Source organism: Salmonella sp. 32010601201800023SM (assembly GCF_017572235.1).
Classification (GTDB): domain Bacteria; phylum Pseudomonadota; class Gammaproteobacteria; order Enterobacterales; family Enterobacteriaceae; genus Salmonella; species Salmonella enterica.
In genome coordinates this window covers 40,835-58,128 of sequence record NZ_JAGEQS010000004.1, presented here as the reverse complement: position 1 = coordinate 58,128, position 17,294 = coordinate 40,835, and the positions used below count along the sequence as shown (strand labels likewise).

Below are 17,294 nucleotides of genomic sequence, written 5' to 3'. Positions count from 1 at the left end.
CATCGCTATTGCCGTTTTGTTTATCCGTTGATGTGTAACGTGTTATGAACAATCAGCGTGAAACGGGGGCGCTATGGAATGGTTGGTTAAGAAATCGCATTATGTCAAAAAGAGGGCGTGCCATGTTCTGGTGCTGTGCGATAGCGGCGGTTCGCTAAAAATGATCGCCGAGGCGAATTCCATGATATTACTGAGTCCCGGCGATATCCTGTCGCCTTTACAGGATGCGCAGTATTGTATTAATCGGGAAAAACACCAGACCTTAAAAATCGTTGATGCACGCTGTTATTCCTGCGACGAATGGCAGCGGTTGACGCGCAAGCCATCATGATCTGGCGGGCAGAAAAATCAGCATTACCCCCGCCATAATGCACAATACGCCGAGCATCGCTTTTAGGCTGAAAGCGCCTTGCAAACCGGGTAACAACATTGAGGCTACCCAGACAAGCACATAACTGAGACTCAGCAGCGCATAGGCTTTGCTGAGCGCGAGCGTGTGTAATGTTTTCTGCCAGCAGAAGACGGAAACCAGATACCCCGCCAAACCGGCGAATAGCGCCAGGGTCGCGGCATTAAATGCGCCCAGCCCGGAAATAAACGCCAGTGGATGCGCTATCGATGGCAGTCGCATCATGGCGAATCCTAAACTCAACTGGGCGAGGGAGGCAATCGCAACGCTTATCAGTCCCCACATTACGCCCATTATGCCGCACTCCCCAGAATGATAATGCCGCTGATAATTAATGCGACGCCCAACCAGTGGCGGGGCGGAACCTGTTCATGCCAGATTTTCCAGGCTGCCAGCGTGACCCAGACAAAATTCAGACTCAACATCGGGTAAGCAATTCCCACCGGCAGGGTTTGTAGCACCAGCAGCCACAGCACCATCGCTGCACCCATGCATATCAGCGCCAGGCCCAGCCACAGCATCAGGTGGCGGCGACGTCCGCCCGCCGTCAATGGCCGTGTCGCTTGCTTCTGGCAGAGCTGACCGCCAACGCTGAGCAGACTGGCAAGCACCAGAACGACGCCGATCATTTAGGCCGATACTGAATTAACACCAGACGCCCCTGATAATCAATATTGTCCGCAGGGGGAAGGGAAAGAGCGCTGATGTCTTCATCTTTGGCTATTGAAAGTACTAGCGTAATAATGCCCTCCTGACGATGCTGGTTGAGCCAGGCGTTAAAATCGTCGGCTTTAACGAATTTATCCTGCACATCAGGATAGCTAAGACCATACCTGAGTTCGCCCGCGTGTCCGTAGAGCATAATATCGTCTCGTTTCAGACTCCAGGCCAGCCCGGCGGCGACGCCGACGTTGTCGGCAAGAATATAGCGGCTTGATGCCAAAGGCGCCTGGGTCATTTCGACAAAAAACTGTGGCTGTTTGGACTCCATCACCCTGTCGGGGATGGAAAAGCCGAACAGCAGCGCCAGTCCCAGCGGACAAAACGCGGGTAATAGGTATTGTTGGCTATGACAGAGGCTATACCAGCCCACAAACGCCCAAACAGTAAAGACGCCCCAGACGCAAAAAACTTTATAGGTTTCGATATGCGTCCACACCGGCGATTTCAGCGGGCCCCATGAGGAGACGACAAACGCCGCGACGATCCCGACTAACCCGAACACCAGGTTGATCCCGCCGTTGACACGTAGCGCGGCGACGCCTTCTTTTACGTTATGCAGGACGAAGCGCGCCATGAGTATCGCTATCGGTGCGAAACAGGAAAGAACATAGGTGGGCAGTTTCCCTTTCGCAATACTGAAAAAGAGAAGCGGCATGATCGTCCATCCGAGCAAATAGAATGCGCCGTTTCGCTCGCGCCAGCCCAGTTTAAGCGCGCCAGGCAGTAACCCCAGCCACGGTAAACTTCCCGCGAGCAGTACCGGCAGATAGTACCAGAAAGGGGCTTTATGCTGGGCATCGCTCATGGCGAATCGCTGGATATGCTCCACCCAGAAAAAGTAATGCCAGAAATCGGCTTCGCGTCGCGCAATGGCGATCGCCCAGGGAAGGACAACCACAAAGCAGCTCAAGACCGCCAGCCAGCCGTAAAGCAAAAAGTCCTTCCAGCGTTTCTGGACAATAACCCACGGCAGCACGCTCACCACCGGTACGGCCAGGGCGAGGAAGCCTTTAGTTAATACACCCAGACCGCAGGTTGCGCCCAGTAGCAAAAACATCCCAATCTTGCCCATTCGGGTCGTGGCCTGCATCCCCTGCCAGAAACAACACATCCCGGCCGTAAGCCAAAGGGCGATCATCGGGTCGAGTACCGCATACGTCCCGATACTGTAAACGGCAAAGAGGGAGAGAAAGATAACGGAGGCGAGCAACGCGGTACGTTTATCCCGCCATAAGCGGAACGTCAGCCACGCCACCAGCGCTGCGGCCAGTAATGTCGTCAAAATAGCGCCAGCCCGCACGCCAAAATTGGTAGCGCCAAAAAGCCACTGACCCAGACTGTTTATCCAGTAACCGGCTATCGGTTTTTCAAAATAACGTAATCCCAGAAAATGCGGCACGATCCAGTCGCCAGACGCCAGCATCTCCCGACTTATTTCGGCATAGCGCGTTTCATCCGGCTGCCAGAGCAGGCGGCTATTGACAGGAATAACATAGTAGAGCGCGATAAATGCGGCGAAAGCCAGATAATAGCGTATCGATTTCATCATGAGGCGCTCGCTGCCTGTTGGCACCCCAGCCAACCTTCACGGCCAGGGATGTGCCCACGTACAATTTGCCCCAACGGCAGAGACTCAGGCGATGTCGGCAGCAGTTCGCCCAGAGGACAAAAGGTGATCCCCGCGTCACGTGCACGAACGAGCAAATCTTCAAACAGCGGCTGATGGACAATACCTTCGACTTCCGCATGGATGGTATATACCGGCGTGCCTTTGTCCTGCAACATACGGGAGATAATCCAGGTATTGAACGACTGCGCCTGAACGGCGGGGCCGATAACCTCATCCCATGTGGGTAAGGTGACCGGGATTTGCGGCGTCCCTGTCTGGCCCGGCATCAGTAGCGGACGGAATAAGGTGGTTCCACGGCAATCGCTGTTATACCTCAGGTTGAACGGCTCTTTCGCACGAACAACGCGCCCATCCGCTCGCCAGCCGGCCGCGGCTGAGCAGGTGACGGGTTTTCCGATAATGGCCTCAAGCGCCGTTATGCCGCGCGCGATATCTTCTTCAAGCTGGCGGATACTCCAGTGGCCGCTGTGAGTCTGCCACGCATGGTGATCCCAGGCATGTAGTCCCGTCTCATGGTATGTTGCCGTTTCACGAATAATCCCGGCATTAGCGTTGCCGATATTTTTTCCCGGCCAGGCGGTGCCGGCCAGCAGGATATCCCAACCGTAGAGCGAGGCGGCGTTTGAACGTAGCATTTTCCATAAAAATCGCGGTCTTATCAGACGCCAAAGATGACGTCCCATATTGTCCGGCCCGACGCTGAAGAAAAAGCTGGCCTGAACGCCGTGGCGATGCAATGTCGCCAGCAGCCGGGGAACACCTTCACGCGTTCCTCGCAAGGTATCAACATCAATGCGTAAACCGACTTTCGTCATGATGCGCGTTCCGCGACATCTACGCTGCGCAGAAAGAAGTCCAGCGTTTCTTCAACCGTATCACGCATCGCAATAGACGGCTCCCAGCCCAGACAGCGCCTGGCATTGTCGATACTGGGTTTCCGGTGTGCGACATCCTGATAACCCTTGCCGTAATAACTACGGCTTTCGACGACCTGGAAACCGGCAAACGGTGGGAAATGGCAGCGCAGCGGATGCTTATCAAAACTGTCGAGCAACAGCGTCGCCAGTTCCTGAATACTGGCTTCGTTGTCAGGATTGCCGATATTAATGATTTTGCCATCGCACCGATCGCCATCATTCACAATAATGCGGAATAATGCTTCGATCCCATCGCGAATATCGGTGAAACAGCGCTTCTGCTGACCACCGTCGATAAGCTTGATCGGCGTCCCTTCTACCAGGTTCAGAATCAACTGCGTTATCGCGCGTGAACTGCCGATACGCGCCGCGTTCAGGCTATCCAGCCGCGGCCCCATCCAGTTAAAGGGACGGAAAAGCGTGAAGCGCAATCCCTCTTTTTCGCCATAAGCCCAAATCACCCGGTCGAGAAGCTGTTTGGAAACGGAGTAAATCCAGCGTGGCTTATTCACCGGCCCGACGATCAGATTCGATTTGTCCTCGTCAAAAGAGGCGTCCGTACACATGCCGTACACTTCAGAGGTAGACGGGAAAACCACGCGTTTATGGTATTTCACGCAATAACGGATAATCCGCAGGTTTTCTTCAAAATCAAGTTCAAAGACGCGCAGCGGGTTGCGGGTGTATTCAATCGGGGTTGCAATTGCTACCAGCGGCAGTACGACATCGCATTTTTTGACATGATATTCGATCCATTCTGAGTGGATGCTGATATCTCCCTCCACGAAATGAAATCGAGGGTGGAGCAGGAATCGGCTAATGGCGTTGCTGCCGATATCCATACCGTAGACCTCGTAATTCTCTTCATTCAGTAACCGTTCGGTCAAATGATTGCCGATAAAACCGTTGACGCCGAGGATGAGAACGCGAATGCGACGTTTACCGCTGGTCGCTGGTGGACGGTTCAAACGCGCGCCCGCCACCAGACCAAGCGTCTGTGCAAGCTGCGAGCCCTGTACAGTAATGCCGTCTCCGGCCTGGCCGGTAATAATCTCCAGCGCGCCATCAGCGCAGGCGACCCGCAGCGGAGAGACCGAAATTACCGAGCCGGGAAGCGCGCCCTGCGCATCCGGACAAATTCGGGAAGACCAGATAGTGAATTTTTGCGAGCCGTTATAGCTGAACGCGCCGGGCCAGGGGGCGGCTACCGCCCGCACCAGGTTATGCACAGTGGAAACCGGTTTATGCCAGTCGATAAGGCCATCTTCCGGCCTGCGGCGACCATAATACGTAGCGTCAGACTCACGCTGGGGAACAGAAGGTATATCGCCGCATTTCATGGTGGGCAGGATGCTATTAAGCAACTGGCGCGCGGCCTGGCATAGCTTATGATGCAGGGTAAGCGCAACATCGTCCTGCGCAATAGCAACGCGTTGACTGGCGACAATCTCTCCGGCGTCGGCACGTTTGACCATACGATGCAGCGTTACGCCCGTTTCGCTTTCGCCGTTAACCAGAACCCAGTTTAGCGGCGCACGGCCACGATAGGCAGGCAATAGAGAACCGTGCAGATTGAACGCGCCAGCCGGGGCGAGGTGCAGAATTTCTTCGCTTAACAGGTTGCGGTAATAGAACGAAAAAATAATATCCGGCGCAAGCTCAGCGATGCGGTCGACCCAGATAGGATGGTTTACGTTATCCGGCGCATAAACCGGAATCCCTAATTCTGCCGCCAGCTGGGAGACGGAGCCAAAAAAGGTGTTTTCCGCAGGATTGTCGGCATGAGTGAAAATCGCGGCAATCTCATATCCTGCATCCAGTACGGCCTGCACGCCCTGACATCCCATATCGTGATAGGCAAAAATAACGGCTTTCATTGGTGACTTTCCTCAGTAAACGACGTGCTTTCCGGGTAGATAACTTGTTGAACAAAATAGCGGGGGCGGGCGCGGACATCGTTATAAATGCGACCAATGTATTCGCCCAGCAGCCCCATACCGATGAATTGCGCGCCGATGAAGGTAAACAGGACGGCAAAGAGCATAAATACGCCTTCCGCCGCCCACTGCGGCCCCAGCGCCAGGCGAAGTACAATAAGCAATACCGACAGGCTAAACCCGCCGATGGCGATAACGCTGCCCAGCAGGCTCAACAGGCGCAGCGGCGTCGTCGTCAGGCAGGTCACCAGGTCATACATCAGGTTAATGAGACGCATAAAACTGTATTTAGAGTCGCCAAATTCACGTTCAGCGTGATGCACCGGGATCTCGGTAGCCCGACGAGCGAAAATGTTGGCCAGAATAGGGATAAAGGTGCTGCGTTCATGGCAGCGCAACATGGTATCGATAATAGGGCGGCGATAGGCGCGTAACATGCAGCCGTAATCGCCCATCGCTTTGCCCGTTGTGCGCTGGATCAGCAGATTAATGATTTTTGACGCCGATTTGCGAAACAGGCTGTCCTGTCGGTTCTGGCGCACGGTGCCTACCACATCGAACCCTTCATCGGCTTTCGCCACCAGGCGCGGGATCTCTTCCGGCGGGTTTTGCAGATCGGCATCCAGCGTAATGATAAGATCGCCGCTTACATGGCTAAACCCCGCCATAATCGCTGCATGTTGACCGTAGTTACGGTTGAGTAAAATAGAGATGATATGGCTATCGGCCTCCTGGGACGCCTTAACCATCAGCTCCGCCGAGCTATCGCTGCTACCATCATCTATCAATAAAATCTCCCACGCTTTGCCCAGGCTCTCGCAGGCGGTGGTGGTGCGTCTTATCAATTCCGGCAGGCTTTCCTGTTCGTTATAGACAGGAATAACCACCGAGACTTTTTTTATGGGGGCGGCGTCAAACATGCTTATTGTCCTGCTATCTGATGAAGGGCGGTAATGACTCGATCAAAGTCACTCTCGGTCATGTCCGGGAAGAGCGGCAGTGAGCAGATCCGCTCGCTGTTCCACTCGGTGTCAGGCAGCGTGAGCGTTGGGAAACGTTCGCGATAATATTTTTGCGTATGCGCGGCGCGGAAATGCAGCCCTGTGCCGATGCCTTTCGTTTTCAGCGATGCCATCAGAGCATCCCGGGTAATACCGCAGCGGGCTTCATCGACCCGGATAATGAATAAATGCCAGGCGTGAATATGCTCCCACGACGGAAGGCTCAGAGGCTGAAAAGGCAGGTCTGCCATTGCCTGGTGGTACTGCGCTGCGATGGCGGCGCGGCGAGCGTTAAGCGCATCCAGTTTCTGTAACTGAGCAAGCGCGATAGCGGCGTTGAGGTCGGGCAAATTATATTTGTAGCCCGGCGCCAGGACTTCCGCTTGTGGCGCGCGTCCCCCGCTCTGTCGATCCCAGGCATCAACGCCAAGCCCGTGAAACTTGAGACTGCGCAGTTTATCGGCGAATTGCGGGTTATCCGTGACGACGATACCGCCTTCAGCGCAGGTAATGTTCTTAATGGCGTGGAAGGAGAAAATCGCGGTGCCCCGGGCGCCAATGTGGCGACCTTTGTAGCTGGTTCCTGTCGCGTGCGCCGCGTCTTCAATCACTGGAATGCCATAACGCTCGCCAAGAGCGTAAATAGCGTCCAGATCGGCGGGCGCGCCAGCGTAGTGGACGGGGATAATTGCTTTGGTTTGTGGCGTAATCGCGGCTTCGATATGTTCAGGCGTGACCATCAGCGTATCGCGATCGACATCGACCATGACGGGGTTCGCGCCGAGTAAAACGATCATATTTAGCGTAGAAACCCACGTCATTGACGGTGTAATGACCTCGTCGCCTTCACCAATGCCCAGCGCCATCAACGCGATGTGCATACCGGCAGTGGCTGAACTGACGGCAACGGCATATTGATTGCCAGTTAGCCGACAAAACGCCGCTTCCAGTTCCTGATTTTTCGGGCCGGTTGTTATCCAACCTGAGTCCAGTACGGTCTTAACGGCAGCAAGCTCTTCCGCGCCCATCGCCGGACGGGAGAAAGGCAAAAAGTCCGACATCATTTTTCCTTCAGCCATTGAAAGCCGCTTTTCAAATATTTCGGCAATAGAAAAGGGCTTATTTTTTAACGCATTTAGCTGAACCCTACTGGATGAATATTAAATTAACATTAAGAAATTAAGGTGAAGTAAAAAGATAATTTTTAACGGAATTATGCTTTGCTTTCGCCGAAAGTTTAAGGCATTTTATGCATGCCCAAAAGCTGTTTTTATGTTTCTGGCCTGGTCTTCCGTTGCGGAATTTCATTTTAATCGTATTGCTATTAAGTTAGCTGCACTGTCTGCCTGAGAGGTTAATGTGCTGGCATTTACCCTACGCTTTATTAAAAACAAACGCTATCTCGCGACTCTGGCGGGGGCGTTGGTTATTATCGCCGGGTTGACCTCACAACATGCCTGGAGTGGTAACGGTCTACCGCAGATTAACGGTAAAGCGCTGGCGGCGCTGGCGAAGCAGCATCCGGTAGTCGTGTTATTCCGCCATGCCGAGCGGTGCGATCGTTCCGATAATACCTGCCTGTCAGACAGCACGGGGATTACGGTCAAGGGTGCGCAAGATGCCAGAGCGCTGGGTAAAGCCTTCAGTGCCGATATACAAAATTACAATCTCTATTCCAGTAATACGGTGCGCACCATCCAGTCGGCAACCTGGTTTTCTGCGGGCAGGTCGCTTACGGTGGATAAAAAAATGATGGATTGCGGCAGCGGTATTTATGCTTCAATCAATACGTTACTGAAAAAGTCGCAGAATAAAAATATAGTCATTTTTACCCATAATCATTGTTTGACGTATATTGCAAAAAATAAGCGCGGCGTAAAGTTTGATCCGGACTATCTTAATGCGCTCGTTATGCATGCGGAAAACGGAAAACTCTTTTTAGATGGTGAATTTGTTCCCGGCTAGCCGCATGTTAAAAGCGTAAAGACAGCCTGAAGCGGCTGTCGTCATTATAATAACCCTTTCAATGCTAATGTGTGGCGTGTCGCTACATTCAAATCATACAGCGCCAGTTCTTCTGGCTTGACCCAGGCGTAGTCCTGAAATTCGTCGTTAATACATATATCGCGGTTAGCGGAAACACAGTCGAAGATGAGATAAATCATATAAATCTCTTCTTGTCTGCCATCAGCGTAGGTTTTAACACGGATATCGTCGCGAAAGGTCCACGGCGTAATATCGCTCAGAATCAGTTGCTCGCCGAGTTCCTCCCGAATCTCCCGACGCAGCGCCTCTTCAATACGTTCGCCTGGCTCGACCCCGCCGCCCGACAGCGCCCACTGACCGGGAAAGACGCCGCGGTTGTCGGCCATTTTGCACAGCAGATAACAGCCATCATTTTGAATTAATGGGCAAACTATAGTTCGTTGACGCATAAGTCGCTTCCTTAAACCACCAGGTCATCAGCTTAACAAATCATTCTGCGAAATTCTTTGTGAAAAATGGAAGCGATAACGCAGACTGCGTTTTTTGTTAATCCTGTTGATGCAGGCGTCACCATGTGATGGCGCAATGATGCGTCATGGCGAAAGTAGTATTTCGTTACAATATGTTTTTGGAATGGTTTCTTAGTGCATTGATTCCTCAGCGTCTGGCAGTACAATTCTGCCGTTTTGGGGAGTTTTTCTTTATGTGCTTGCTGGAAAGGGTAAAAATGAAAAAAAGCATATTATTAGGTTTTGCCGGAATGCTGTTCGTTTCTGCATCGGCGCAGGCCATCAGTATTAGCGGCCAGGCGGGCGAAGATTACACCAACATTGGCGTGGGTTTTGGTACTGAATCGACGGGACTGGCGCTAAGCGGCAACTGGATGCACAACGATGATGATGGCGATGCTGCGGGCGTGGGTCTGGGGCTGAACATTCCGGTGGGACCGCTGCTGGCGACGGTCGGCGGTAAAGGTATTTATACCAATCCGAAAGACAGCGATGAAGGCTATGCGGCGGCTGTCGGCGGTGGGCTACAATGGAAAATCGGCAACAGCTTCCGTCTGTTCGGCGAGTATTATTATTCACCAGATTCGCTGTCCAGCGGTATCGACAGTTATGAAGAAGCGAATGCAGGCGCGCGTTTCACCATTATGCGCCCGCTGAGCATTGAAGCCGGTTATCGTTACCTGAACCTGGCGGGTAAAGACGGCAACCGCGATAATGCGATTGCTGACGGCCCTTATGTTGGCGTAAACGCCAGCTTTTGATGCTAACGGCGCGGCAATCGTCGCGCCATATTCCTCCTTTTCCCGTCATTCTTCTTTCCACGTCCTATTCCTCTTTGCGTTATAGTGTTTTCATCATAAGAGCAGGAGAACACAATGCTAAATGTGGAAATGCTATCTACCGGGGATGAGGTGTTGCACGGACAAATCGTTGACACCAATGCCGCCTGGCTGGCTGATTTTTTCTTTCATCAGGGCGTTCCGTTATCACGGCGAAATACGGTAGGCGATAATCTGGACAGTCTGGTCGCTATCTTGCGTGAACGCAGTCAACATGCTGATGTTTTGATTGTTAATGGCGGGTTAGGGCCGACCAGCGATGATTTAAGCGCGCTCGCCGCGGCAACGGCAAAAGGCGAAGGATTAGTACTGCACCAGGCGTGGCTGACCGAAATGGAACGCTACTTTCAGCAGCGTGGCCGCGTGATGGCGCCGAGCAACCGTAAACAGGCGGAACTGCCTGCCAGCGCGGAGTTTATTAATAATCCGGTCGGCACTGCCTGTGGATTTGCGCTACAGCTCAACCGCTGCCTGATGTTTTTCACCCCCGGCGTACCGTCTGAATTTAAGGTTATGGTGGAGAAGGAAATCTTACCGCGGTTACGCGCGCGTTTTTCGCTGCCGGAGCCGCCGCTTTGCCTGCGGTTAACGACTTTTGGACGTTCAGAAAGTGACCTCGCGCAGCGTCTCGATTCACTGCCGTTGCCGCCCGGCGTGACGATGGGGTATCGCTCATCAATGCCGATCATTGAACTGAAATTGACCGGCCCGGCGACGCAACGGGAGGCGATGCTGGCGTTATGGCCAGAGGTCAAACGGGTTGCCGGGCAGAACCTGATTTTTGAAGGTACGGAAAACCTGCCGGCGCAAATAGCCCGCCGCCTGCAGGAAAGGCAGTTGAGTCTGACGTTGAGCGAGCAATACACCAGCGGCTTACTGGCGCTACAGCTTTCCCGCGCCGGGGCGCCTGTTCTTGCCAGCGAAGTCGTTCCTTCTCAGGAAGAGACGCTGGCGCAAACGGCGCACTGGACGACAGAACGGCGAAGCAATCATTATGCCGGTCTGGCGCTGGCCGTGTCGGGGCTGGAAAACGAACATCTTAATTTCGCGCTGGCGACGCCGGATGGCACGTATGCCTTACGCGTGCGTTTTAGCGCCAATCGGTATAGCCTGGCAATACGTCAGGAGGTCTGCGCGATGATGGCGCTAAATATGCTGCGCCGCTGGCTTAATGGCGAGGACATTACCAGCGAGCATGGCTGGATAGACGTGGTTGAATCATTGACATCATAATCCCTTTCTCTTATCTGCGATGGGAACGACATCGTGAGCCGGATAAGGCCGCTATGCCATTATCCGGCAATATTATCTGCTTTTTTGTCCAGCCAATTGTACTGAATACAAAGTAATACGTGCGTTAATTCACATTTATATGGTTAACCCTTCCACTCCGTTGGAAGGCGGATAAGCTTTGACGCGCTTCACAATTTTTTCCCTGCTGACCTTTCACACTGATTCCAGTGTCTCAGACTGGAGTCCAATATGTTGGAATCAAGTAAAGTCCCGGCTCTTACTCGCGCAATCGACATCCTCAATTTGATCGCGCGTATTGGCCCATGCAGCGCGGCAATCATTATTGAAACGCTGCGTATTCCAAAAAGCACCGCGTACCTGCTGTTGAATGAATTAAAACGTCAGCGATTTATTAGCCTCGATCATCAGGAGAACTACTGCCTGTGGACTAAGCTCGTTGAATTGTCGGGTCATGCGCTCAGCAAGATGGATCTGCGGGAGCTGGCGCGTCCTCGTCTAACACAACTGATGGATGAAACCGGGCTGCTGTGTCACTTGGGGATCATCGACCACGAAAATGCGTATTACATACTGAAAGTGGAATCCTCATCCACTATCAGCGTGCGCTCGCATGAGGGGAAAAGCCTCTCTCTTTATCGTTCCGGCATCGGCAAATGCCTGCTGGCATGGCAGCCGGCCGCCGTACGCAAAGCCATTATTGAAAAAATGGTATGGGAGCGAGCCACGCTGACCACCATCACCGAGCCGCAACAATTGAATGATGAGCTGGAACGCATTCGCCAGCGTGGATGGAGCTTTGATAACGGGGAGGATTATCCGGATGTCCGCTGCGTTGCCGCACCGGTATTTAATGCCAGAAACGAACTGACCGCGGCAATTTCAGTGGTCGGCACGCGCCTGCAAATCAACGAAGAGAATCTAGATTATTTGGCCGGTAAAGCTATTGCCTGTGCCAAAGATATTTCACGCCTGTTGGGATGGAAAAGTCCCTTCGACTCACTCGCATCTTAAAATGGAGAATATTATGACTCTTCCTAAAATTAAACACGTTCGAGCCTGGTTTATTGGGGGCGCTACCGCAGAGAAAGGGGCTGGCGGCGGGGATTATCACGACCAGGGAGGAAATCACTGGATTGATGACCATATCGCCACTCCCATGAGCAAATATCGAGACTATGAGCAGTCTCGTCAGTCTTTTGGGATCAACGTGTTAGGGACGCTGATTGTCGAAGTAGAGGCGGAAAATGGGCAGACGGGGTTCGCCGTTTCGACAGCAGGGGAGATGGGCTGTTTTATCGTAGAAAAACATCTTAACCGGTTTATTGAAGGCAAATGCGTAAGCGATATCAAACTTATTCACGATCAGATGCTCGGCGCGACCATGTACTACTCCGGTTCCGGCGGTCTGGTGATGAACACGATTTCCTGTGTGGATCTGGCGCTGTGGGATCTGTTTGGCAAGGTGGTTGGGCTGCCGGTTTATAAATTGCTGGGCGGAGCGGTGCGCGATGAAATTCAGTTTTACGCCACCGGCGCACGCCCGGATCTGGCTAAAGAAATGGGCTTTATCGGCGGTAAAATGCCGACTCACTGGGGACCGCACGATGGTGATGCGGGGATCCGTAAAGATGCCGCGATGGTGGCGGATATGCGTGAAAAGTGCGGGCCGGATTTCTGGCTGATGCTCGACTGCTGGATGAGTCAGGATGTGAACTATGCGACTAAACTGGCTCACGCCTGTGCGCCATTTAATCTCAAATGGATTGAAGAGTGTCTGCCGCCGCAGCAGTATGAAGGCTATCGCGAATTAAAACGCAACGCGCCTGCAGGGATGATGGTTACCAGCGGCGAACACCATGGTACGCTGCAATCCTTCCGCACTCTGGCAGAAACCGGCATTGATATTATGCAGCCGGATGTTGGCTGGTGCGGCGGATTAACCACGCTGGTTGAGATCGCCGCGCTTGCCAAATCGCGCGGGCAACTGGTGGTGCCGCACGGTTCGTCTGTCTATTCGCACCATGCAGTTATTACTTTCACTAATACCCCTTTCAGCGAGTTCCTGATGACCAGCCCGGACTGCTCCACTCTGCGTCCGCAATTTGACCCGATTCTCCTGGATGAGCCGGTGCCGGTGAATGGACGCATCCATAAATCAGTGTTGGATAAGCCGGGCTTCGGCGTCGAGCTTAACCGTGACTGTCACTTGAAACGCCCTTATAGCCACTAATAACTCGTGCGTTGCCTTTGTACGGCAACGCCCTCATCCTGTTGAGGATATTGCTATGAGCATCACTTTACTTGACGGCGTAGTGAAGAAAAACCGCGCACGTTTAATTCCTTTTATGTTGGCGCTGTATGTACTGGCGTTTCTGGATCGTTCAAATATTGGTTTTGCCAAAGAGACCTATCAGATAGATACCGGGCTAAGTAATGAAGCCTACGCGCTAGGGGCCGGTATTTTCTTTGTGGTTTACGCTTTCCTTGGCGTACCGGCTAACCTGCTGATGCGCAAATTTGGCGCAAGAACCTGGATCGGCACGACTACCCTGCTGTGGGGCTTTCTCTCTGCTGCGATGGCCTGGGCGGATAGTGAAGCAAAATTTCTGATAATCCGCACGCTATTGGGCGCGGCGGAGGCTGGATTTTTCCCCGGCATGATCTATCTAACTTCACAATGGTTCCCGCAGCGTAACCGTGCCAGCATTATGGGGCTATTTTATATGGGCGCGCCGCTGGCGTTAACGTTGGGTTCGCCGCTCTCCGGCGCTCTGCTGGAGATGCATGGTTTTATGGGGCACCCGGGATGGTTCTGGATGTTCGTTATCGAAGGCCTACTGGCGATTGGCGCAGGGATATTCACCTTTTTCTGGCTTGATGACACTCCGCAGCAGGCGCGTTTTCTTAGCCTGGAAGAAAAGAACGCGCTTATCAGGCAACTGGCGAGCGAAGAAGAGAAAAAGGTCACGTCAAGGCTTGCGGATGCGCTGCGTAATGGACGCGTCTGGCAACTGGCTATTATTTATCTGACGATTCAGGTGGCGGTATACGGACTCATCTTTTTCCTGCCGACCCAGGTTGCCGCGCTATTGGGCACTAAAGTGGGCTTTACCGCTTCGGTGGTAACAGCGGTTCCCTGGGTGGCGGCTTTGCTTGGCACATGGCTTATTCCTCGCTACTCCGACTGTACCGGCGATCGCCGTAACGTTGCGGCAGTGACGCTACTGGCTGCGGGCATTGGCATTGGCCTGTCAGGTCTGGTTTCTCCGGTGCTCGCTATTCTGGCGCTCTGTGTTGCAGCAGTAGGATTTATTGCCGTTCAGCCCGTATTCTGGACCATGCCAACGCAGCTACTTTCCGGTACGGCTCTGGCGGCAGGAATTGGTTTCGTTAATCTGTTTGGCGCTGTGGGCGGTTTTATTGCCCCAATTCTGCGCGTAAAAGCGGAAACGTTGTTTGCCAGCGATGCGGCGGGCCTGCTGACGCTGGCCGGAGTCGCCATCATTGGCTCATTAATTATCTTCACGCTGAGCGTTAATCGTCCGGTGGCGCAATCCGGCGCTGCGCATCATTAATCTTATCTACGTTGTAAGGATCGCTATGAACGCATTGTTATCAAATCCTTTTAAAGAAGGATTACGTAAAGGGGATACGCAAATTGGTTTGTGGCTCAGTTCAACCACCTCTTATATGGCGGAGATTGCGGCGACGTCGGGTTATGACTGGTTGTTAATAGATGGCGAGCACGCGCCTAATACGGTGCAGGACTTGTATCATCAGTTACAGGCCATCGCCCCATACGCCAGCCAGCCGGTGATTCGCCCGATCGAGGGAAGTAAAGCGCTCATTAAACAGGTACTGGACATCGGGGCGCAAACGCTACTGATCCCGATGGTTGACACCGCAGAACAGGCGCGCCAGGTCGTTTCCGCTACCCGATACCCGCCGTTGGGGCAACGAGGCGTTGGCGCGAGCGTGGCGCGTGCGGCGCGCTGGGGGAGAATCGACAACTATATGGCACAGGCCAATGAGTCGCTCTGCCTGTTGGTGCAGGTTGAAAGCAAAGTGGCGCTGGAAAACCTTGACGCGATTCTGGAGGTTGAAGGCATTGATGGCGTCTTTATCGGTCCGGCAGATCTCTCTGCTTCATTGGGTTACCCCGATAATGCCGGACACCCGGAAGTGCAGCGAATCATTGAAGCGTGTATTTATCGTATTCGCGCCGCCGGAAAAGCGGCGGGTTTTTTGGCGGTCGATCCGGCAATGGCGCAGAAATGTCTGGCGTGGGGCGCGAATTTTGTCGCGGTCGGGGTAGATACGATGCTCTACACCGAGGCGCTGGACAGCAGGTTGGCGATGTTTAAATCTGTTCAGTCAGTAAGCACGGCAAAACGTAGTTATTGAGAAAAATGCCGGATGGCACGTATGCCTTACGCATGCGTCTTAGCGCCTATCGGTATAGTCTGGCAATACGTCAGGAGGTTTGTGCGGTGATGGCGCTAAATATGCTGCGCCGTTGGCTTAATGGCGAGGACATTACCAGCGAGCATGGCTGGATAGACGTGGTTGAATCATTGATGGCATAGAACTTTTAGTGGGAAGGCTTGGCCTTCCCATCCTTATATACTTATAAATTCTTCGCAGAGCATCATTTCAGGATAAGAGCCTAATGGGATAGGCTCTAAGTACTCACCATTACTGGAGACTGTATTCATATATTTGCCGCCGGGTTTGGGTGTTAAATAGTGCTTGTTCTTCTACTGAAAGCGTTAAGAATTTTTCCGCAAATTCTCGTAGTGTGGTAACAGGATCGTTTTGTCCGGCATTCGATAAGAGTTGAATTGTATGGTAACAAAATAGACCACAGCCGTTGGGTACATTATTTTGTAAATTAGTTTCAATAAAATCAATATCTTCGTTTTCTGATATGCCTGCAATTTTTGCTGCTTCTATAATCTCTTGCTTAGTATTTTCATTTAAATCATAATAAGTATTAAATATAAGGCATTTTATTTTTTCTGCAAGTTTATAAAATAAACATATAAGCCAGTGATCTCCTGTATTTATCAGAAAGACTTCATTTTCAGATAATCCTGATTGAGCAATCTTTTCAAGTAGCTGAGTGCTTAATATATTTTCTTTGGTGGTAGGATGAATCAGCCCAATAGGATAGTTTACCGAGAGAAGAGGTGATTCTTGAACCAGACCTTGCGTTGCAGCTGCCAGCTCATCTGACGACAACATTCGCGCACCACACCAAAGATTTTCAACTCCTACCTGTTCTTGATCTGTCTGAGCGAACTGGTCGCCCATAATTTTATGTGCTATTCCTATTTTTTTAGAAAGGTCGGTTGTCGCGGAACCTGCCATATAAAGTAATCTGGAAGGGGCATGTAGCTTTTTCCACTCAGTATTATCTTTTGTTATATCGTTATTGGCGATTTGATGTAATACAAGGCAAGCCTGATTGATTTTTTTGTCTATATCTGATGATCCCGATCTTTTCCCGCTAAAGAGATCAAAAAGAAATTTCTCAACTCTATGCCCCAGGTCATCGTTGCGTAACGCAAGATTGCATAACAGATCAATACAATTCTGATCACCGTTCTCTACGGCGCTAAACAACAATGTAAGCGCCTCATCGCTCACCTCTTCTGTATATAAGCTGTGAAATTGCGGTATGCTCAATCGGTAAAGTGAATTTACACATATATTCATTTTGCTCTGTTTCCTGGTAAGTGAAAGTAGCGAATATGATGTAATGTATAATTATTTGTAAAAATATTATTATTAGCGGGGGATATATTAAATCAGGCATAGACCTGATTTTCTTATTATTCACATAACACTCAATTATTATTGGGGATATTCAGTTATCCCCCTCTTTAAAGGAGGCTGGTAACGCGTCGATACAAGAGATATTGCTCTATAAACAGTAACGTCGTTATCTGTCATGCCACCGTGGGTTAGCGGTCATGGTTAACCAAATAGGGCAGGTTATTGCAAAGAGACATCCGCGTTTATACCCAAAATAATCCGTAGCCAACACATAAGCAACTTGAAGTATGAAGGGTATATGTCTGATGGAA

18 protein-coding genes are annotated in these 17,294 nt (G+C 51.9%); 9 read left to right on the top strand and 9 right to left on the bottom strand.

All coding sequences use genetic code 11. From position 1 onward, the window contains the following. The first annotated feature begins 73 nt into the window (after positions 1–73). Complete coding sequence (pmrD, locus tag J4617_RS13465) at positions 74–331, top strand: signal transduction protein PmrD (RefSeq protein WP_000455132.1); 258 nt, start codon at positions 74–76, stop codon at positions 329–331. Here pmrD and arnF read toward each other — a convergent pair. Genes arnF through arnB form a run of 7 tightly spaced genes read right to left on the bottom strand, consistent with a single transcriptional unit; the run spans position 326 to position 7,678 of the window. Continuing rightward, positions 326–703, bottom strand: coding sequence for a 4-amino-4-deoxy-L-arabinose-phosphoundecaprenol flippase subunit ArnF (arnF, locus tag J4617_RS13460; protein ID WP_000538694.1), 378 nt, complete (start codon positions 701–703; stop codon positions 326–328). The genes pmrD and arnF overlap by 6 nt on opposite strands. After that, positions 703–1,038 (bottom strand): 4-amino-4-deoxy-L-arabinose-phosphoundecaprenol flippase subunit ArnE, encoded by a 336-nt coding sequence (gene arnE / locus J4617_RS13455; RefSeq protein WP_000580685.1) that lies wholly within the window; start codon positions 1,036–1,038, stop codon positions 703–705. The genes arnF and arnE overlap by 1 nt, the downstream gene beginning before the upstream one ends. Beyond that, positions 1,035–2,681 carry a lipid IV(A) 4-amino-4-deoxy-L-arabinosyltransferase gene (gene arnT / locus J4617_RS13450; protein ID WP_017465979.1) on the bottom strand — a complete coding sequence of 549 codons (1,647 nt, stop codon included), beginning with the start codon at positions 2,679–2,681 and terminating at the stop codon, positions 1,035–1,037. The genes arnE and arnT overlap by 4 nt, the downstream gene beginning before the upstream one ends. Then, positions 2,678–3,577 carry a 4-deoxy-4-formamido-L-arabinose-phosphoundecaprenol deformylase gene (gene arnD / locus J4617_RS13445; RefSeq protein ID WP_000169766.1) on the bottom strand — a complete coding sequence of 300 codons (900 nt, stop codon included), beginning with the start codon at positions 3,575–3,577 and terminating at the stop codon, positions 2,678–2,680. The genes arnT and arnD overlap by 4 nt, the downstream gene beginning before the upstream one ends. Continuing rightward, a complete protein-coding gene (gene arnA / locus J4617_RS13440; protein WP_208290698.1) occupies positions 3,574–5,556 on the bottom strand; it encodes a bifunctional UDP-4-amino-4-deoxy-L-arabinose formyltransferase/UDP-glucuronic acid oxidase ArnA in 1,983 nt (660 codons plus the stop codon). The genes arnD and arnA overlap by 4 nt, the downstream gene beginning before the upstream one ends. Further along, positions 5,553–6,536, bottom strand: a complete 984-nt coding sequence (arnC, locus tag J4617_RS13435; RefSeq protein WP_000458894.1) for an undecaprenyl-phosphate 4-deoxy-4-formamido-L-arabinose transferase — start codon at positions 6,534–6,536, stop codon at positions 5,553–5,555. The genes arnA and arnC overlap by 4 nt, the downstream gene beginning before the upstream one ends. A 2-nt stretch (positions 6,537–6,538) precedes the next feature. Beyond that, positions 6,539–7,678, bottom strand: coding sequence for a UDP-4-amino-4-deoxy-L-arabinose aminotransferase (arnB, locus tag J4617_RS13430; RefSeq protein WP_001279284.1), 1,140 nt, complete (start codon positions 7,676–7,678; stop codon positions 6,539–6,541). Positions 7,679–7,976: 298 nt separating this feature from the next. Between arnB and pmrG the strand changes: the two genes are divergently transcribed. Continuing rightward, the gene (gene pmrG, locus J4617_RS13425) at positions 7,977–8,582 is read left to right on the top strand and encodes a lipopolysaccharide core heptose(II)-phosphate phosphatase PmrG (RefSeq protein WP_017465977.1); all 606 of its coding nucleotides are present in this window, start codon (positions 7,977–7,979) and stop codon (positions 8,580–8,582) included. A 44-nt stretch (positions 8,583–8,626) separates the two neighbouring features. On the opposite strand, the gene nudI is transcribed toward pmrG, so the two are convergent. Further along, complete coding sequence (gene nudI, locus J4617_RS13420; protein WP_001249902.1) at positions 8,627–9,052, bottom strand: nucleoside triphosphatase NudI; 426 nt, start codon at positions 9,050–9,052, stop codon at positions 8,627–8,629. Positions 9,053–9,330: 278 nt separating this feature from the next. On the opposite strand from nudI, the gene J4617_RS13415 reads away from it, so the two are divergent. The 7 genes from J4617_RS13415 (at position 9,331) to J4617_RS13385 (ending at position 15,791) form a co-directional block, all read left to right on the top strand. After that, complete coding sequence (locus J4617_RS13415) at positions 9,331–9,873, top strand: YfaZ family protein (protein ID WP_001670658.1); 543 nt, start codon at positions 9,331–9,333, stop codon at positions 9,871–9,873. A 114-nt stretch (positions 9,874–9,987) separates the two neighbouring features. Then, complete coding sequence (locus J4617_RS13410) at positions 9,988–11,184, top strand: nicotinamide mononucleotide deamidase-related protein YfaY (protein ID WP_000935685.1); 1,197 nt, start codon at positions 9,988–9,990, stop codon at positions 11,182–11,184. Between the two features lie 249 nt (positions 11,185–11,433). Next, positions 11,434–12,216, top strand: coding sequence for an IclR family transcriptional regulator (locus J4617_RS13405; protein WP_000894173.1), 783 nt, complete (start codon positions 11,434–11,436; stop codon positions 12,214–12,216). A 13-nt stretch (positions 12,217–12,229) separates the two neighbouring features. Continuing rightward, positions 12,230–13,435, top strand: coding sequence for an L-rhamnonate dehydratase (gene rhmD, locus J4617_RS13400; RefSeq protein ID WP_001530644.1), 1,206 nt, complete (start codon positions 12,230–12,232; stop codon positions 13,433–13,435). A 55-nt stretch (positions 13,436–13,490) separates the two neighbouring features. Beyond that, positions 13,491–14,780 carry an MFS transporter gene (locus tag J4617_RS13395; protein WP_017465976.1) on the top strand — a complete coding sequence of 430 codons (1,290 nt, stop codon included), beginning with the start codon at positions 13,491–13,493 and terminating at the stop codon, positions 14,778–14,780. A gap of 25 nt (positions 14,781–14,805) precedes the next feature. After that, complete coding sequence (gene yfaU / locus J4617_RS13390; RefSeq protein WP_000992941.1) at positions 14,806–15,609, top strand: 2-keto-3-deoxy-L-rhamnonate aldolase; 804 nt, start codon at positions 14,806–14,808, stop codon at positions 15,607–15,609. A gap of 5 nt (positions 15,610–15,614) precedes the next feature. After that, a complete protein-coding gene (locus J4617_RS13385) occupies positions 15,615–15,791 on the top strand; it encodes a hypothetical protein (RefSeq protein WP_017465975.1) in 177 nt (58 codons plus the stop codon). Between the two features lie 109 nt (positions 15,792–15,900). Here the strand turns inward: J4617_RS13385 and sseL are convergent, their stop codons facing one another. Beyond that, a complete protein-coding gene (gene sseL, locus J4617_RS13380; RefSeq protein WP_065680876.1) occupies positions 15,901–16,923 on the bottom strand; it encodes an SPI-2 type III secretion system effector deubiquitinase SseL in 1,023 nt (340 codons plus the stop codon). Positions 16,924–17,294: the final 371 nt, after the last annotated feature.

What these genes read in the sequence shown, in the direction of transcription:
- pmrD (WP_000455132.1), top strand. Translation starts at nt 74, where the DNA reads ATGGAATGGTTGGTTAAGAAATCGCATTATGTCAAAAAGAGGGCGTGC.
- arnF (WP_000538694.1), bottom strand. Translation starts at nt 703, where the DNA reads ATGGGCGTAATGTGGGGACTGATAAGCGTTGCGATTGCCTCCCTCGCC.
- arnE (WP_000580685.1), bottom strand. Translation starts at nt 1,038, where the DNA reads ATGATCGGCGTCGTTCTGGTGCTTGCCAGTCTGCTCAGCGTTGGCGGT.
- arnT (WP_017465979.1), bottom strand. Translation starts at nt 2,681, where the DNA reads ATGATGAAATCGATACGCTATTATCTGGCTTTCGCCGCATTTATCGCG.
- arnD (WP_000169766.1), bottom strand. Translation starts at nt 3,577, where the DNA reads ATGACGAAAGTCGGTTTACGCATTGATGTTGATACCTTGCGAGGAACG.
- arnA (WP_208290698.1), bottom strand. Translation starts at nt 5,556, where the DNA reads ATGAAAGCCGTTATTTTTGCCTATCACGATATGGGATGTCAGGGCGTG.
- arnC (WP_000458894.1), bottom strand. Translation starts at nt 6,536, where the DNA reads ATGTTTGACGCCGCCCCCATAAAAAAAGTCTCGGTGGTTATTCCTGTC.
- arnB (WP_001279284.1), bottom strand. Translation starts at nt 7,678, where the DNA reads ATGTCGGACTTTTTGCCTTTCTCCCGTCCGGCGATGGGCGCGGAAGAG.
- nudI (WP_001249902.1), bottom strand. Translation starts at nt 9,052, where the DNA reads ATGCGTCAACGAACTATAGTTTGCCCATTAATTCAAAATGATGGCTGT.
- J4617_RS13415 (WP_001670658.1), top strand. Translation starts at nt 9,331, where the DNA reads ATGAAAAAAAGCATATTATTAGGTTTTGCCGGAATGCTGTTCGTTTCT.
- J4617_RS13410 (WP_000935685.1), top strand. Translation starts at nt 9,988, where the DNA reads ATGCTAAATGTGGAAATGCTATCTACCGGGGATGAGGTGTTGCACGGA.
- J4617_RS13405 (WP_000894173.1), top strand. Translation starts at nt 11,434, where the DNA reads ATGTTGGAATCAAGTAAAGTCCCGGCTCTTACTCGCGCAATCGACATC.
- rhmD (WP_001530644.1), top strand. Translation starts at nt 12,230, where the DNA reads ATGACTCTTCCTAAAATTAAACACGTTCGAGCCTGGTTTATTGGGGGC.
- J4617_RS13395 (WP_017465976.1), top strand. Translation starts at nt 13,491, where the DNA reads ATGAGCATCACTTTACTTGACGGCGTAGTGAAGAAAAACCGCGCACGT.
- yfaU (WP_000992941.1), top strand. Translation starts at nt 14,806, where the DNA reads ATGAACGCATTGTTATCAAATCCTTTTAAAGAAGGATTACGTAAAGGG.
- J4617_RS13385 (WP_017465975.1), top strand. Translation starts at nt 15,615, where the DNA reads ATGCCGGATGGCACGTATGCCTTACGCATGCGTCTTAGCGCCTATCGG.
- sseL (WP_065680876.1), bottom strand. Translation starts at nt 16,923, where the DNA reads ATGAATATATGTGTAAATTCACTTTACCGATTGAGCATACCGCAATTT.